Raw genomic sequence first — 16,118 nt, forward strand, 5'->3', positions numbered from 1 at the left:
CTTCAAGGAAGGCAATCGCGCCCGGTGGCGCGGCCGGGCTTCAAACCCGGTTGGGGACGGCATCCGTTCCCGGGCAGGTTCGACTCCGGCTGCCTTCCGCCAATCATCCCCAAACCTTCTGACTCAACCCAATCCCCTGTGGGAGCGAGCCTGCTCGCGATGGCAGTTGCTCGAAGCAATACATTCGTCCAGTTTTTACACGGGATTGCGAAATGGATCGTCAGAGATTGCGCTGCGCTTCCATCCGATCATGAAGGACCCTGATGATCGCAATTCCGTACGCAGTGATTCGAAAATAGATCATGTGCCGCTCCACACTGCAGCGCCGATAACCAGGACGGATAGTGTCGCAGGCCGGCGCCTTTTTCGGGCGCTCGGCCAATTGCGCAAATGCTGAGGTAAGGATGTCAATATAGCGATTGGCCTGATCCAGGCCCCACTGGCGAGCGGTATAACTCCAGATTGCCTCAAGGTCACCCTCTGCGGCAGGCGTTAGACGATACTCAGCCATGCGCGGTTAACATTCTCTGTTTGAATGCAGCTGGATCGAATGGGCGAGGTTTTCCGCTGGATTCACCTTCCCGAAGGGCGGCACGGATCGTTTCGAGTTCAGCGCTGCGCTCCTGTTCACGACGGATCAGATCGCGAATATATTCGCTGTCGTTGGTGTAATGGCCCGCTTCTATCTGCGCTTTGATCCAGTTGTCCTGCTGGTCAGTCACAGTGATGGTTTTTCGTACGGTTCCCATGATTGGGCCTCCACGGAGATGGTCGACTGCGTGCAAACTATCATACTCTTGGTGCGGTATCGAGCAATCGAGCCTCTATTGCGATCCATCCAATCCCAACAGAAATTGCAGCTTTGCGGCAAGTCCGCTCCAACAATTGAATGCATTCCAAACATTGCCGAATACTTTTCTCAGAACCCCAGCGGGTACTGAATCACTACATATATCCGGTCTATGTCATCACCCGCCTGCGCCTCATTGGCCCGGTGCGAAACGTGCGATACCTGCACCGACAGGTCCTTCGCCGCACCCGTCTGGATCATGTACTTCAAATCAATGTCTCGCTCCCAGTGCTTGCCCCCATCACCTTGTTGCGGCGCGAAGGTGCCGGTCGCCGGGTCGAACGGGTTGTAGGCGCCGCCTTGTGGCGCATGGGTGCCGTCGATCTGGTCGCCGGTGACGTAGCGGGTCATGAATTTCAGACCGGGTATCCCGAAGGCAGTCAGGTCCAGGTCATAACGAACCTGCCAGGAGCGTTCGTGGGCGCCGTTGAAGTCGGCGTACTTGATCGAGTTGGCGAGATAGATGGAGTCGCCGCCGACGAAATCGAACGGCGTATCACCGTCGACTTTCTGGTACGCCAGGGTGAACCCATGGGCGCCCAGCGTGTATTGGCCGGACAGGCTATACGCCGTATTGTCGATGGCACCGGCCAGCGCCTGGCCGGTGTCCCGGGTGTGATAGAGATTGGCGTCGAGGAACACCTCGGCCTGCTTGAAGTGCAGGTTGCCGTAGTACTGATGCCAGGTGTCAGTCAGATCCGATGCATACAGGGCGCCGCCAACCGGGCTTTGGGTAAACAGATCGGCGCCGACAAACGAAATGCCGCCGGCCTCGGTATTGGCGCCATAACCGAAAAAGTTGCCCTTGCCTGAAGCACTGTCCTGATTCTTGAACGCCGTGAAGTGCCCGGCCTGCAGGTTCATGCCATCGATTTCGCGGCTGTTGAGCAGAAAACCTGTGGCGTACTCCGGCTGCAGGCGCTTGTCCGCGGTGTCGAACACCGGGGATTCGACCTCCATTTCGCCAAATGCCAAGGTGGTGTTCGATGCCTTGAGCTTGATCGCGCCGCCACCGCTGGAGTAGTTGCTTTCGCTACGACCGTCACTGCTTACTGGCAGCAATCCGGTCCCGGAATGGCCCTTGCCGCCATCGAGCTTGAGTCCCAAAAAGGCATGGGCATCGAGGCCGAAGCCGACCGTGCCCGGTGTAAAGCCGGATTCAAAAGCACTGATAAAACCTTGGGCCCATTCAGCCTTGTAGTTCTTGCCGGTCGGCGAGGGCGATCGATAGTCGCTGTTCAGATAGAAGTTCCGGCTGAGCACGCCGAGGCTCGCACCCTCGAAAAATCCTACGGAGTCTTTCGCCGATTCTTCGGCCAGTGCGTGGGTAGTCAATAGGCAGAAGCACAGGGCAATGGCCGCCCGGGAGTCTTGCGGGGAAAGGATCATCAATGGGTCACCACCGGGCCAGCGACTGCGTCGGAACGCAGTCGCCGGTTTTTTCAACGGACCTTAATGGCCTTCGGACGCACCAAACATGGTCTTGGCGTAGATCAGGCCCAGACCGTAGGCACCACCGTTGGCAATCGAGGTTTTCACCGTTTCGTCGTACGTCTCGCTGCGGGCCCAGTCGCGTTGCAGTTCCAGCAGGTATTGCAGCGAGGTCATCGGCCGGGCACCGATCTGGATCATGCGCTGCATGGCCATTTCATGGGCCTCGGTGCTGACGTCGCCGCAGGCGTCGGCAATCACATACACCTCGAAACCCTGGTCAATCGCCGACAACGCCGGGCCAACGATGCAAACGGATGTCCACAGACCGGCGAGGACAATCTTCTGCTTGCCGATGGCGTTGACTTCCACGGCAATGCGCTCGTCCTCCCAGGTGTTCATGCTGGTGCGGTCGATCACGTTGTGTTCCGGGAACACAGCCTTGATTTCGTCGAAGATCGGTCCGGAAAAACTCTTCTCGGCGACGGTGGTGAGAATGGTCGAGACCTTGAAGCCACGCGCTGCCTTGGCCACCAGTGCGGCGTTGTTGCGCAGGGTGACGGCGTCGATCGACTTGGTCGCGAAGGACATCTGCGACTGGTGGTCGATCATGATCAGGGTGTGGTCGGTCGGGGTCAGCAGGGTTTTGCCGGGTACTGCCTTTGCAATGGCCATGACACTGTCCTTACGAGGGTGAGTGAGGTGGTCATGGTTACGTAGATCGGGTCGGGAATATTGAATCGGTGTGCTGTCTTTGATAACACCGAGGCGGGGCGGGAAGCCAACCGTCGTGTCGATATTCGTCTGGTACCGCAAAAGGGCGCCTGTCAGTCGTCGACCTGAGGTTTGCTTCGGGAGCGGATGCCGGAGGGAGCCGGTATACCCAGTGGGAGCGAGCTTGCTCGCGATGTGGCCGGTACATCCAGCATTGATGTCAGCTGACACTCCGCCATCGCGAGCAAGTTCGCTCCCACAGGGTTTTGGGGTTTCCATGCCACCAAAATGAAATGAGCGCCACCTGGGCGCTCATTTTTTCAGGTCCTGTTCAATTGGTTTTCACCACCGCCGGCGGGGTCCAGTCGCCGTCGAGGGCATCGGCTTGCGGCCAGTAGGCGCGGATGTACAGCGAGAATTCGGCGCCTTTGGGCGAGGGCAGCCAGTTGCTTTCCTTGTCCTTGCCCGGTGATTCGCTTTGCACGTAAATGGTCAGCGAGCCGTCAGGGTTGGTTTGCAGGGACTTGTTCTTGGTGCCGATGGAGTAACGCTTGAGCTCGTTCGGCGAGAAGAAGTGCTGTTCGTTGTACAGCGTCAGCGACCAGAACCCCTTGACCGGTGGCAGCTTGCCTTTGGCGAACGTGACGCTGTAGCCGTACTGACCGTTGAGGCGCAGGCCGTTTTCATCCAGGTCCTGGTAGAAGTATTTGGTCTCTTTCTGCTGATTGACGAATATGTTCGAGCGCGCGACGGCGGTACGGGTGAAATAGTCGGTGCCGAACGCTGCGCCGTTGCTGACGGTGCTCCAGTGATTGGGCAATTGCAGGCCGTAGTTGCGGAACTGCAACAGCGGGTCGATCACTTCGCTGTCGGCCTTTTTCGCCTCGTCGATCATCACGGCGCGCAGTTGCGGGTCGGCCTTGGCGATGGCCGCGAGGGCAGCCATTTGTGCGTAGCGGGCTTCTTCGCCCGGCAATGGCTTGGCGTCCTTGAGCAGGGCCGGCAGTTCGTCGAAGAACTTCTCCGGCACCACCCATTTGGTTTCGGCGCTGCCTTCAGAAGCCTGGGCCGGGAATTTCGGCAGCCTGGCCCAGTTGCGCTTTTTCATATTGCCGTCGTACTGCGACAGCGGGTACATGTCGATGCCCGACAATGCCGGCTGCACGGCCAGACGGTCGGCGGCGGTGTCGTCCTGGAATACCCGAGGGATCACGAACCCGGTGTTCGTACGCGCCCGGTATACCCGCTTGATGCCTGGCGGCACCTTGCCGTTCCAGTCCGGGCCGACCAGCAGGTAGAAGCCCGGTTGGGTGTTATACATCTTACCCATCTCGGCAAAGCTGTCGGAACGCAGGTCCACCACCTGATACACCCAGAAGCGGCCGTCGAAGTCCGGCACTTGCAGCACCACCGGCTCAATGTCCAGGGCGATGCTGCCGGCGCCGTACACCACGTCCTGGTTCGGGCAGGCCACCAGCCGTTCGGCCGGGTCGATGTAGTCGCTGAGCATTGACAGCCGATTGATCGGGGCCACGGGTACGATGCCGCCCATCAAGCCGGGTTCCGGCAAGTCCTTGAAGGTCTGGCGACGATTGAAAATGTTGGCCATCGGCCAACCCCAGAAATACGCCTCGCGCGCCATCATGCGTACGTACGATTCAGTTACTTTGGTGCCGGCAACAGGGCCCGAGACAGGGCTGGCGGCCGGAGCGGCGCCAGTGGCTTGCGCTGCGTAACCCGGAGTACTCAACAGGGCTGCGGCTGTGAGCGTACTGGCGAAAGTCAAGGCGAAGAGGGCGTGGCGCCGGGGCAAACGATTCATGAAGCGTCCTTACTTGTTGGCAGTCACCTGATGCAGGTGAGTTGCTGACAAGATAGCCCATCTTTATCCCGATGTTGTTGATGCACATGGTGAATAATCGTCGATCACGACACACTTCAGCTTCACGGCGCGCACAAAAACGGCCCGTTGAGTGAAACGAGCCGCTTTTGTGCCGGCAGCTGTTCAGCGCAGGCGCGAGGACGTCAGATGGACCTCAAAGATGATCGGCATCAATCACCGCCTTTGCGAACGCCTGCGGATCTTCCTGCGGCAGGTTGTGGCCGATGCCGCCGGTGATCAGCCGGAACTGGTATTTGCCGGTGAAGCGCTTGGCATAGTCCTCAGGAGCCGGGTGCGGTGCGCCGTTGGCATCGCCTTCAAGGGTAATGGTCGGCACGCTGATGGACGGCGCCGTGGCCAGTTTCTGCTCCAGCGCTTCGTATCGGCTTTCACCCTGGACCAAGCCCAGGCGCCAGCGGTAGTTGAACACGGTGATGTCGACATGGTCGGGGTTGTCCAGTGCCTTGGCGCTGCGGTCAAAGGTGGCGTCATCGAACGCCCATTTCGGCGAAGCCAGTTGCCAGATCAGCTTGGCGAAGTCATGGGTGTTTCTCTCGTAACCGGCGCGTCCGCGGTCAGTGGCGAAGTAGAACTGATACCACCACTGCAATTCCGCCTTGGGGGGCAGCGGGTTCTTGCCGGCTGCCTGGTTGCCGATCAGATAACCGCTGACCGAGACCAGTGCCTTGACCCGCTCCGGCCACAGCGCCGAGACAATATCGGCCGAACGCGCCCCCCAGTCATAACCACCGAGCACCGCTTGTTTGATCTTCAGGGCATCCATAAAGTCGATGACATCACTGGCCAACGCAGCCGGCTGGCCATTGCGCTCGGTTTCTACGGACAGGAAACGCGTATCGCCATAGCCGCGCGCATAGGGCATCAGCACCCGATAGCCCTTGGCGGCCAACAACGGCGCGACCTCGTCATAACTGTGAATGTCGTACGGCCAGCCGTGCAGCAGGATCACCACCGGCCCGTTGGCCGGGCCAGTTTCGGCGTACGCCACGTTCAGCAGTCCGGCGTTGACATGCTTGAGTGGGCCGAAGGGCAAGGGCGCCGCCTGCGTGGTCGCGGCAGGGGTCGCCGCTGGCTGCGCGGTGGCGGCCGTTTGCGCGTGGGCCGCGCCGAGCACGCCAAACAGTGTCAGCGCGAGGATCGAAGGGCCGACCAGGTGGCGGCGAGTGTTGCTGGTTTTGCTGTTGTGCAGTGCCTTCTTCATGGGATGTCTCCATTACCAGCCATGGGTCAGGGGGCCGGTCTGTGCCCCTTCAAACCTTGCTTGCATTGAAACGCGGCAACGTATCCGGCCTGTGTCGAATCGCCGGCCGGATGAAAGTCAGTGTATCGAGAGGTCGCGCTGACACACTGTGATACATAGGGATTTAGCCTGAGCCTCTTTGCAACTCGACCGAGACACATAACCCGCGCTTGTTCGTCTCATCCGAGAAACCCAGGCGCACCCGAGCCCCCGTACGCTCGGCGATGGCGTTGACGATGGACAAGCCCAACCCGGAGCCTGCTTCCTCTGTTCCCACGCTGCGATAGAACGGGTCAAACACGCGCATCTGCTCGTCGGCCGTAATACCAGGGCCGGAATCCTTGACCTGAAGGATCACGGTGTCCTGCGCCTGCTCCACCGACAGGTCGACGCGTCCGCCACTTGGGGTGTAGCGAATCGCGTTGTCCACCAGATTCTTGATCAGGATCAGCAGGTCCATTTCGTTGATGACGACCTGCACGTCTTCGGTACTTTCAACGCCGATGTCGATGCTCTTGCGTTCCGCCAAGGGCAACAGGTCCTCCAGCACCCGCCGATAGACCGCAAGGACCGAAACCGTGGTCTGCGGCCGCTCTGAATTCGATTGCGCGGCGGCCAGGGCCAGCAACTGATCAATCAGCTTTCTGCTGCGCTCGATGCCGCGGGACAACGGCAGCAGGCGTTCGACGGCTTGTGTCGGCATGGGCGTGGCTTTCAGTCGCTCGGCTTGCAGCGACAGGGCGGTCATGGGCGAGCGCAGTTCGTGGGCAGCGTCGGCGATGAAGCGGCGCTGGGTTTCCATGGATTGCGCAACCCGTGCCAGCAAGCGATTGATGGCCACGACGAAAGGGCGGATCTCGGTGGGCAGATGGTGTTCGTCGATCGGGTGCAGGGCCTGTTTGTCGCGTCGGTCTATGTCATCGGAGAGGGTGGCGATGGGACGAAACAGCTTGTGCACCAGATCGCTCACCACCAGCAACAGCACAGGAAACAGAATGAGAAACGGCAGCAGGCTGCGCCAGGCGCTCTCACGTGCCTCCTTGTCGCGAACCCCCGTCTCTTGGGCGACGACGATGCGCTCGCCCCGGGCGGTGGTGCGGACCAGCGCGCGAAAGTCTTCGCCCGCGATGTTCAAGGTCGACAGACCATCGGCCAGCGTCGTGGGGAAGGGCAGTGGCAGGACGCTGTCGTCGTTGTTGCCGACGGCTTTGTTGCTGTCAGCCAGGTATTGCACGATGACCCTCGATTCTTCGTCGTCACCGGCGATTTTTTCAGCGGCGGGGTAGTGCAGTGTCATCCGTTGTCGATCGAACAGGACCGCCACATGACGCAGGGTTTCGTCCTGCATTTCGTGGGCTTCGTCGAGGGCCGAGACGAACGCAAATATCCCGGCCAGCACCGCAACGATCAGGATGGCCAGCGACAGTGCGACCGACAGCCGTACCTGGACCGAGTCGCTCAAGCGCTTTTTGAAACCATCCATCCCATACCCCTGACGTTCTTGATGACCTGGTTGCCCAACTTGCGTCGCAGCGAATGAATCAGAAACTCCACGGCGTTGCTTTCCACTTCATTACCCCAGCCGTAGAGGCGGTCTTCGAGTTCGCTGCGCGAGAGGATCGCCCCCGGGCGGATCAACAGCGCCTGCAACAGGGCGAACTCGCGGCTGGACAGTTGCACACCGGGGTTATCGGCCGTGCTGGCCTGTTTCGACACCAGGTCCAGTGCCACCACGCCGTTGTCGAGCAATGACTGGGCGCTGCCGCCTTTGCGGCGCAGCACGGCGCGCATGCGGGCCAACAGTTCGGCCATGTCGAAGGGTTTGAGCAAGTAATCGTCGGCGCCACCGTCAAGGCCGCGCAGGCGGTCGTCGAGGCTGTCCCGGGCGGTGATGATCAGCAGCGGCACCGGGTTGTTGCGGCCGCGAATGCTGTCGAGCACATCCAGCCCATCCTTGCCTGGCAGCCCGAGGTCCAGCAGCACCAAGTCATAGGGCTGGGTTTCCAGCGCCGAGAGTGCGGTCATGCCGTTTTTCACCCAGTCGGTGGCGTAGCTCGCATCACTCAGTGCGCCCTGGATGGCGTCCCCGATCATCGGGTCATCTTCGACCAGCAATATGCGCATGTCCCGCTCCTAAAAAAAGGCGCGGCGGTCATGACCGTCGCGCCTGTATTGAAGCACCTGTACCGGCGTTTGTCCGCCCGGTTATTACGCGCCTTTCATCGAATCGAAGGCCTTCATCAGCTCGTCCATGCGGGCCTTGCAGTCGTTCAGTTGCGGATTGCTGGTACGCAACGCGTCGAGCGCGCGGTCGATGGCCTTGTCCACGACATGCCAGTCGCTGGCAGCGCGAGGCTTGATGCCGGCTTCGGCCGAGTCCCAGGCGCTCTCCAGGTCCTTGATGCGGGCCTTCGCGCCCGGCAGGTCGTTTTTATCGACGATCGTGGCAACGTCGGCGGCGATGGTGCGGAACTCGGACAGGTCGCCCAGTTTCGAACCGGACTGGGTTTGGGCACTCATTGCGCCGGATTGGCTAGCCGCAGCAGGCTTGTCGGCAGGCTTCGAGCAGCCGGCAGCGATGCTGAGGAGGAAGATCGACGAGACAATGGCGACGTGGCGAATGATGTTTTGAAAAGGGCGCATGACAATTCCTTGATGAACTATTGAAAAGGTTACTCAGTGACGGAATTGCGATTGCCGACGCTCATCTGTGCGACAGCAACCAACAGGACGATGACGCACAGGAAGATCGCGCTGGTCCAGGTGGCGCCCATGCCGAGGCCACCGTAGGTCTTGGACTGGGTCAGCAAATCGCCCAGAGATGCACCGAACGGACGGGTAAGGATGTAGGCGATCCAGAAGGCCAGTACCACATTGGCACCCAGGCGCCAGGCCACCAGGGTCGCGGCGAGCAGCGCGGCGAAAATCACGGCGCCGAGGGTGAAGCCCAGGCCCAGTGCCTCGGTGGCCAGGTCACCGGCCGCCGTGCCGAGCGCAAAGGTGCAGAGCACGGTCGTCCAGTAGAACCATTCCCGGCGCGGGGTGACGATCTCGCGGATCGACAGGTTGTGCTCCATCCGGTACCAGACCAGAAAATTCAGTGCCAGCAGGACAGAAAACACCGCGGTGCTGGTGTACAGGCTGACGTCGAGGACGTCGGTCAGGATGTCGGTGAGCTGGGTCCCGACGATGCTTACCAGCACCACGGTCAGCCAGTAGGTCCCGGGCGAACAGGCGGTCTTGCGCATCTGTATGAACAGTGCGATGGCCAGCAATGTCGCCATGCCAAGGCTGGTCCAGCCCAGGCCGAGGCCGGCATCGACAGCGAGGAAGTCCGCGCCGGTTTCACCCACCGTCGTGGACAGGATCTTGATCACCCAGAATGACAGCGTCACCTCGGGTACTTTGTTGAGCCATCCGGCTGTAAGGGGGTTCATGGGCGGGTTGCCTCTCCTGAGCAGCGCCGAAGTTGCGCAAGGGAGACGATACGGACCGAAACTTAGCTGAGACTGAGGGGAGGGAAGTCGTTCGGTTTTCTGCCATGGACTTCGAAGTTCCAGTTGACTTCAGAGGAGCAAAACTTGCTTTATTGCGAACCTTGATGCGGATGGCGACGGACCATGTTTCTTTTACGCAGTGGCGCAATCGAGGGCTACGGCACCCTGGTGTCCCAGCTCGGCCAGAATCCGGTGAGTCTGTTACGTGACGCCGGGATGGTCGTGGCCCAGTTGCGTCAACCCAATAGCTATGTCTCTTACGAGAAGACTGCCGATCTGCTCGACGACACCGCGCGCCAATGCCAGGAGCCGCTGTTCGCCCTGCGCCTTGCGTCGCGCCAGGACCTGTTGGCGATCGGCGATGTGGCGCTGTCGGGCAGTCGCCAGCCAACGGTAGGGGAGGCGTTGAGTTTTGCCCGGCAATTGCAGCTACTCAAGAACCAGTACCCGGACAACCTCAAGGCCCAGGTCTGTCATTTGATCGGCGGACTCTTGCACACGGGCGAGTGCAGTATCGAGGCGGTGAGCAACTCACTGGGTCTGCAACCGCGGGTCCTGCAGAAGCGCTTGCAAGCCGAAGGCAGCCGTTTCAGTCAACTGCTACAGGAAACCCGTCTGGAAATCGCCAAGCAAAACCTGCTGCGAGACAAAACCAGCATCACCGATCTGGCGTTGAATCTTGGGTATGCCGACGTCTCGGTGTTCAGTCGCCATTTCAAGCAATGGACCGGGTTTTCTCCGAGAAACTGGCGGGCGCAGCAAACGGCGGGCGACTGATCACTGGGCGAATGAAATGGCAGGACAGGGTGCAGGGCAAGAATAAAAGCCAACTCGACTAAATGGTTATTTAGCTTAGTTATAATTCATAGTTATTAATGGGGGGAGGGTAGCTCATCCTTGTTCGCTATCTTCCAGATATGTGCTGTATCTTTCAAGCACACGTGTAATCGGTAACAAGCCCCGTAAATCAAGGGCTCCAGCCATCTGCGGCGGCCATTCAAAGGGGTATGTAATGGGTCATTTTCCAAGCTGGATGCTTCAAAACGCTCACAATTACCTGAAAGCCGCTGAGATTCTGGACGCGCAAAACCTACCGCACGTTGCCCAGGTCAATGCGGCGATTGGCATGGAAATCCTGCTCAAGAGCTTTATTTCCGTGCCTGACCAGCATCAAGGTACATCCGGCGAGACCTACAAACTCGACGCCGTAGCGTTGGCCGCGGCTCACCAGCATTTGCAAAGCGTCGACAAAGTCAGCCGTAAAACTCCTGATAAGCACGATCTGTTGACGTTGTTCCATGCGGTGCCCGAAGTGATTCGTAGCAGCTTGGTCCTGGACAGCCAGGAAAATTCCTTCGAGAGATACCGCGACGTGTTCACCAACAGCCGGTATCCGTATGAGTCGAGCAGCTGGAAATTTTCCGATCCGGTACTGATGAGGTTGCTGCGGTGGACTCTGGCCAACGTGGTTGGCTATTACAAAGAGCAAGGTTCTCAGGATCCGTTCGTCCTGGATTACATTGCTGAGGTGCAGGCACGAGCAGCAGAGTGATCTGGCCCCCAGTTTTACGAACGAATTGGCGTCAGGGTTATCGTGCCGTCAGGTTGTTTTTCCATGTCCAGCTTGTCACCAACGGTCAACCCGATAGCAGCCAGGAGATCATCAGGCAAAGGTACGATCAGGTCGCCAGTGCCATCGGCTGCATCTTGGCAGGTGACAATCCAGCGGTTATTTTCAGAGCTAGGTGTTGGGTTCATATTTTCCCCAGGTGATCAAATGACACGGTCGATTCATGATTATGGTTCCTGCGGAATCGTCATGCTCGTGATGGTGTTTTTTCGCATGCGAGAAATTCGGCCTGGCCAGCCTGATCATCTGGTGAAAAGCATCGAGCAGAGCCCCACAAGGAGAATCTTTAGGTTCGCATAATGTATATTATGTTAAATCAAGTATCAGTGAATCCATCACGCTTCTTCCTCTGCACCCTTGTGACTCCATGAATTTGAAACTTTCCCATCAAAAATGCCGATGGGATTGTTTTTGCTGACGTCGCTGATGTCATTGAGTGGCGGTTTGAGAGCCCTATCATCAATGCCAGGCCCGATCGCGATCGCTACCGGACCCTGACAGATAACTCCGTCGTTTGGCATACCTGCCTCACCGGCACACAGCTTCGAATGAAGATGGGGTCATGCCGGGATAAGGCAAAATCAGGACATTTGCTTCGCATGCGGTTGTTCTAAAAAGGCTGCGTGCAATCCACCTCAAGTCCTCTTGAATGGCTGGCCACCTCGGACAATCGCCTGCCCTCAGGCCTCCAACCCGAACGGGTCGTCTACGGAATAGCTCGGCTCGGTAAACCAGCGCGGGCCAGTGGCGGTCATGTAGAAATGATCCTCCAGGCGAATGCCGAACTCGCCCGGCACGCAAATCATCGGCTCATTGGAGAAGCACATGCCCTCGGCCAGCGGCGTCTGGTCACCACGCACCAGGTAGGGTCCTTCGTGAATGTCCAGGCCGATGCCATGTCCGGTGCGGTGCGGCAAGCCGGGTAACTGGTAGTCCGGGCCGAGGCCGGCGGCTTCCAGGCTAAGCCGCGCGGCGGCATCCACCACCAGGCAGGGTTCGCCCAGGCGCGCGGCGTCGAAGGCGGCCTGTTGGGCGGCCTTTTCCAGGTTCCACATGGCGCGCTGGCGGTCGCTCGGGGTGCCGAACACGTAACTGCGAGTGATATCCGACTGGTAGCCGTGGAGCAGGCAGCCCGTGTCGATCAGCACCATGTCGCCGTCCTTGAGCACCTGCGCGTGCTTCACCCCATGGGGAAAGGCGCTGGCCTCGCCGAACAGCACGATGCAGAAGGTCGAACCCGGCGCGCCCACCTTGCGGTGCGCCTCGCGGATGAACTCGGCAACCTCGGTGGTGCTGATGCCTGCGCGCAGGATGCTGGCGGCAGCCTTTTGCACTTGCAAGGTCATGTCTTTGGCGCGCTGCATCAGCGCCAATTCTGTAGCGGACTTGTGATAGCGACACAGGTTTATCACGCAAGAAGCGTCTACGAACTCGAAGCCCGATCCGAGGCGGCGGATTGCGTCGAACATGAAGAACGCCAGGGATGGGCACAGTCCCACCACTGCGTTGGCGGCGATGCCCATTCCTGCGAGCATGTCGAGCAGCAGGCGGTAGGGACTCTCATGCTCATGCCAACCATGGATAACCCCATCCACCTCGCGGAAGTCACGGATGGTGCCCTCTTCGAATGCCGGGGCGATATAGGCCAGCGGGCCGTTGGCGGGCAGCACGGCGCCGACCATGCGTTCGCTCGGGCTCCACTTCACCCCGGTGAAGTAGTACAGGTTGCTGCCAGCGTTCAGGTAGAGGGCGGCGATGCCCTGCTCTCGCATCAGGCCCTGGGCCTTGGCAATGCGTGACTGGTATTCGTCGAGGCCGATGGGCTGCATGCCCGCGGTCATCTTCGCCAGGCCGGCCAGCGCCTGTTCCGGAGTTTTGCCACCTACACCCACTGTCATCTCATTCTCCTGAGTTATGTTGCAGTGCTCGAAATTTAAGCCTGACTTAAAAATGCGTCAATACGTATTTTCAGCTCCACTTAATTTCAATCAGGCGAAAAGCCTTTTCGACAATGCGCTGCCCGCTATACTGGCGCCTTTCAGAACACGAGCCACGCCAATGACCGCAGAACAGATCGGGGAACGGCTGCGCCGCCACCGCCGTGCCGCCAACAAGACCCTGAACCAAGTCGCCACTGAAACAGGCCTCACAGCCAGCTTCCTGTCCCAGGCGGAGCGTAACCTCACTGGCGTGTCCATCTCCTCGCTGGCGAGAATCGCAAATGCCTTGGGCATTCCGCTCAACACCCTGTTCGACCAGCCCGCCCAGCCCCAGCCCGACTCCCACCAGGGCCTGCGCGTACGGTACTCCATCGGCAGCCAGCCACTGGTCTACGAGCGCCTGTCCAGCAACTTCCCCGGCAACCTGATCAACGCGATGAAGATGACCATGGCGGTGGGCTACCAGTCCGAGCTCATCTCCCACGAAGGCGCAGAGTTTACCTATGTGCTCTCCGGGCAAATCGTCTACACCATCGAAGGCCACACCTACCCACTCGGCCCGGGGGGATCGGTGCATTTCGACTCCACCAAGCAGCATTCCATTGCCAATTCTGGCGACGAAGTTGCCGAAGTGCTGGTCGTTACCACCATGGGGGGCCTGCTCGACGATCACCCCACGGCCTGATCGGCCGCCTTCAAAAAGTAAGTATCACTGAATTTAAGTTGAAATTAATTTTAGATTGACTTAATTTTTGCCTCGGCCGACGGCGGCGCGAGCACCCCTCTTCCCTTCAGCGCTACCGCCCGAGCCATGACGACGGCCTTCGGCTGCCTGCTCGTAAATGACGGGCAGCCTACCGCCCATAAAGCCGCAGGGTCAGGTGCATCCCCCCAGGAATGGTCTACCTGATCTGCCGCCCTCAAAAATAACAACAATGAGGTTCGCATGCGCAAAAAAGCCACGTTCAAGACTATGATCGCCGCCGGCCTGATCCTCGGTTCCGGCCTCACCCACGCCGCCAGCAACCTGGTGTTCTGCTCCGAAGGCAGCCCAGCTGGCTTCGACCCAGGCCAATACACCACCGGGACCGACTTCGACGCCTCAGCCGAAACCGTATTCAACCGTCTCTCGCAGTTCGAACGTGGCGGCACCAAGGTCATCCCGGGCCTGGCAACCAGCTGGGACGTTTCTCCCGATGGCCTGACCTACACCTTCCACCTGCGTGACGGGGTCAAGTTCCACACCACCGACTACTTCAAGCCGACCCGCGACTTCAACGCCGACGACGTGCTGTTCACCTTCAACCGCATGCTCGACAAGGACATGCCGTTCCGCAAGGCCTACCCCACCGAATTCCCCTACTTCACCGACATGGGGATGAACGAAAACATCACCAAGGTCGAAAAAGTCGACGACCATACCGTCAAGTTCACCCTCAAGGGTGTCGACGCAGCCTTCATCCAGAACCTGGCCATGAGCTTCGCCTCGATCCAGTCGGCCGAATACACCGACCAGTTGCTCAAGGAAGGCAAGGCCCAGGACATCAACCAAAAGCCGATCGGCACTGGCCCGTTCGTGTTCAGCAAGTACCAGAAAGACGCCCAGATTCGCTACAAGGGCAACAAGGATTACTGGAAGCCTGAAGACGTGAAGATCGACAATCTGATCTTCGCCATCACCACCGACGCCTCGGTGCGCATGCAAAAGCTGAAAAAGAACGAATGCCAGATCACCTCCTTCCCGCGCCCGGCCGATATCAAGCCGCTGCAGGAAGACAAGAACATCAAGATGCCTAGTCAACCAGGCTTCAACCTTGGCTACATCGCCTACAACTTCACCCGCAAGCCGTTCGACAAGCTCGAAGTACGCCAGGCGCTAGACATGGCGGTAAACAAGAAAGCCATCATCGACGCCGTTTACCAGGGCGCCGGCCAGTTGGCCGTCAACGGCCTGCCGCCGACCCAATGGTCCTACGACGAGACCATCAAGGACGCCGGCTACAACCCGGAAAAAGCCAAGGCGCTGCTGAAGGCTGCAGGCGTGAAAGAAGGCACAGAAATCACCCTCTGGGCTATGCCGGTGCAGCGCCCCTACAACCCCAACGCCAAGCTGATGGCCGAAATGCTCCAGGCCGACTGGGCCAAAATCGGCATCAAGGCCAACATCGTCAGCTACGAATGGGGCGAGTACATCAAGCGCGGCCACGCCGGCGAGCACGACGCCATGCTGATCGGCTTCACTGGCGACAACGGTGACCCGGACAACTGGCTGGGCACCCTCTACACCTGTAACGCGGTCAACGGCAACAACTTCTCCAAGTGGTGCGATGCTGGCTACGACAAACTGGTAAACGCCGCCGAGGCCACCGCCGATGTGGAAAAGCGCACCGCGCTGTACAAAGAAGCGCAGCATGTCCTCAAAGCGCAGGTGCCGATGACCCCGATCGCCCACTCCACGGTCTACCAGCCGATGCGCACCAGTGTGCAGGACTTCCAGATCAGCCCCTTCGGACTCAGCAGCTTCTACGGCGTCTACAACAAACAGTGAGCGACAGGGGCCGGCCAAGGGCCCCTTTCCCCTTCCTCGAGCCGGCGCCAGACCGGTGAGGACTTTCTCACCTGCGACAACGAATACAATCAAGCGCCACACCGGGAAACGTCGAGCCGGAGCCTTTACCCACGCGGCCAAAACTGGTGGGAACGGCCAGCACGCTGACCGGCATTACAAAAATAATAAGGAGTGATAAACCCAAATGCTGAGTTTTATTGCCCGCCGACTGGGGTTACTGATCCCCACGTTTTTCGGCATCACCTTGCTGACTTTCGCGTTGATTCGCATGATCCCGGGCGACCCCGTAGAAGTCATGATGGGCGAACGCAGAGTCGACCCGCAAATGCACGCTCAGGCAATGG

Annotated in this window: 16 protein-coding genes, 1 tRNA gene and 1 pseudogene; 6 read left to right on the plus strand and 12 right to left on the minus strand. The window is 59.4% G+C overall.

Going from position 1 to position 16,118, the window contains the following annotated elements:
* Nucleotides 1-6: 6 nt before the first annotated feature.
* A tRNA-Sec gene (locus VC35_RS25425) sits at nucleotides 7-102 on the plus strand.
* A 118-nt stretch (nucleotides 103-220) separates the two neighbouring features.
* Here VC35_RS25425 and VC35_RS25430 read toward each other — a convergent pair.
* From VC35_RS25430 to VC35_RS25475, 10 genes are all read right to left on the minus strand, one after another.
* Nucleotides 221-511 carry a type II toxin-antitoxin system RelE/ParE family toxin gene (locus VC35_RS25430; protein ID WP_008015847.1) on the minus strand — a complete coding sequence of 97 codons (291 nt, stop codon included), beginning with the start codon at nucleotides 509-511 and terminating at the stop codon, nucleotides 221-223.
* Nucleotides 504-749 carry a type II toxin-antitoxin system ParD family antitoxin gene (locus tag VC35_RS25435; RefSeq protein WP_046043337.1) on the minus strand — a complete coding sequence of 82 codons (246 nt, stop codon included), beginning with the start codon at nucleotides 747-749 and terminating at the stop codon, nucleotides 504-506. Before VC35_RS25435 ends, VC35_RS25430 begins: the two co-directional genes overlap by 8 nt.
* A gap of 170 nt (nucleotides 750-919) precedes the next feature.
* Nucleotides 920-2,239: an OprD family porin gene (locus VC35_RS25440; RefSeq protein ID WP_185754853.1), complete on the minus strand. Its 1,320-nt coding sequence runs from the start codon at nucleotides 2,237-2,239 to the stop codon at nucleotides 920-922.
* A 63-nt stretch (nucleotides 2,240-2,302) separates the two neighbouring features.
* Nucleotides 2,303-2,956 carry a hydrolase gene (locus tag VC35_RS25445; protein ID WP_046043338.1) on the minus strand — a complete coding sequence of 218 codons (654 nt, stop codon included), beginning with the start codon at nucleotides 2,954-2,956 and terminating at the stop codon, nucleotides 2,303-2,305.
* A gap of 370 nt (nucleotides 2,957-3,326) precedes the next feature.
* Nucleotides 3,327-4,817, minus strand: coding sequence for a DUF1254 domain-containing protein (locus VC35_RS25450; protein WP_185754854.1), 1,491 nt, complete (start codon nucleotides 4,815-4,817; stop codon nucleotides 3,327-3,329).
* A gap of 214 nt (nucleotides 4,818-5,031) precedes the next feature.
* Entirely contained in the window at nucleotides 5,032-6,099 is a 1,068-nt protein-coding gene (locus VC35_RS25455) for an alpha/beta fold hydrolase (protein WP_046043339.1), read from the minus strand.
* A 163-nt stretch (nucleotides 6,100-6,262) separates the two neighbouring features.
* Complete coding sequence (locus tag VC35_RS25460) at nucleotides 6,263-7,621, minus strand: ATP-binding protein (RefSeq protein WP_046043340.1); 1,359 nt, start codon at nucleotides 7,619-7,621, stop codon at nucleotides 6,263-6,265.
* Nucleotides 7,597-8,262 (minus strand): response regulator, encoded by a 666-nt coding sequence (locus VC35_RS25465; RefSeq protein ID WP_046043341.1) that lies wholly within the window; start codon nucleotides 8,260-8,262, stop codon nucleotides 7,597-7,599. Before VC35_RS25465 ends, VC35_RS25460 begins: the two co-directional genes overlap by 25 nt.
* A gap of 84 nt (nucleotides 8,263-8,346) precedes the next feature.
* The gene (locus VC35_RS25470) at nucleotides 8,347-8,781 is read right to left on the minus strand and encodes a hypothetical protein (RefSeq protein WP_046043342.1); all 435 of its coding nucleotides are present in this window, start codon (nucleotides 8,779-8,781) and stop codon (nucleotides 8,347-8,349) included.
* A 29-nt stretch (nucleotides 8,782-8,810) separates the two neighbouring features.
* The gene (locus VC35_RS25475) at nucleotides 8,811-9,575 is read right to left on the minus strand and encodes a COG4705 family protein (protein ID WP_046043343.1); all 765 of its coding nucleotides are present in this window, start codon (nucleotides 9,573-9,575) and stop codon (nucleotides 8,811-8,813) included.
* Between the two features lie 183 nt (nucleotides 9,576-9,758).
* Here VC35_RS25475 and VC35_RS25480 point away from each other — a divergent pair, with 183 nt between their 5' ends.
* Both VC35_RS25480 and VC35_RS25485 read left to right on the plus strand, forming a co-directional pair.
* A complete protein-coding gene (locus VC35_RS25480; protein ID WP_046043344.1) occupies nucleotides 9,759-10,412 on the plus strand; it encodes an AraC family transcriptional regulator in 654 nt (217 codons plus the stop codon).
* A 235-nt stretch (nucleotides 10,413-10,647) separates the two neighbouring features.
* Nucleotides 10,648-11,187, plus strand: coding sequence for a hypothetical protein (locus tag VC35_RS25485; RefSeq protein WP_046043345.1), 540 nt, complete (start codon nucleotides 10,648-10,650; stop codon nucleotides 11,185-11,187).
* A 14-nt stretch (nucleotides 11,188-11,201) separates the two neighbouring features.
* Here the strand turns inward: VC35_RS25485 and VC35_RS25490 are convergent, their stop codons facing one another.
* Both VC35_RS25490 and VC35_RS25495 read right to left on the minus strand, forming a co-directional pair.
* Nucleotides 11,202-11,393 (minus strand): AbrB/MazE/SpoVT family DNA-binding domain-containing protein, encoded by a 192-nt coding sequence (locus VC35_RS25490; RefSeq protein ID WP_046043346.1) that lies wholly within the window; start codon nucleotides 11,391-11,393, stop codon nucleotides 11,202-11,204.
* Between the two features lie 552 nt (nucleotides 11,394-11,945).
* Nucleotides 11,946-13,163 (minus strand): M24 family metallopeptidase, encoded by a 1,218-nt coding sequence (locus tag VC35_RS25495; protein WP_046043348.1) that lies wholly within the window; start codon nucleotides 13,161-13,163, stop codon nucleotides 11,946-11,948.
* Between the two features lie 160 nt (nucleotides 13,164-13,323).
* Here VC35_RS25495 and VC35_RS25500 point away from each other — a divergent pair, with 160 nt between their 5' ends.
* The 3 genes and pseudogenes from VC35_RS25500 to VC35_RS29670 form a co-directional block, all read left to right on the plus strand.
* Entirely contained in the window at nucleotides 13,324-13,890 is a 567-nt protein-coding gene (locus VC35_RS25500; protein WP_046043350.1) for a helix-turn-helix domain-containing protein, read from the plus strand.
* 288 nt (nucleotides 13,891-14,178) lie between these two features.
* Nucleotides 14,179-15,753, plus strand: coding sequence for an ABC transporter substrate-binding protein (locus tag VC35_RS25505; RefSeq protein ID WP_404942375.1), 1,575 nt, complete (start codon nucleotides 14,179-14,181; stop codon nucleotides 15,751-15,753).
* Nucleotides 15,754-15,958: 205 nt separating this feature from the next.
* Nucleotides 15,959-16,118, plus strand: a pseudogene (locus VC35_RS29670) (peptide ABC transporter permease); the annotation flags it as partial.

It is taken from the genome of Pseudomonas fluorescens (genome assembly GCF_000967965.1).
GTDB classification, from domain to species: domain Bacteria; phylum Pseudomonadota; class Gammaproteobacteria; order Pseudomonadales; family Pseudomonadaceae; genus Aquipseudomonas; species Aquipseudomonas grandcourensis.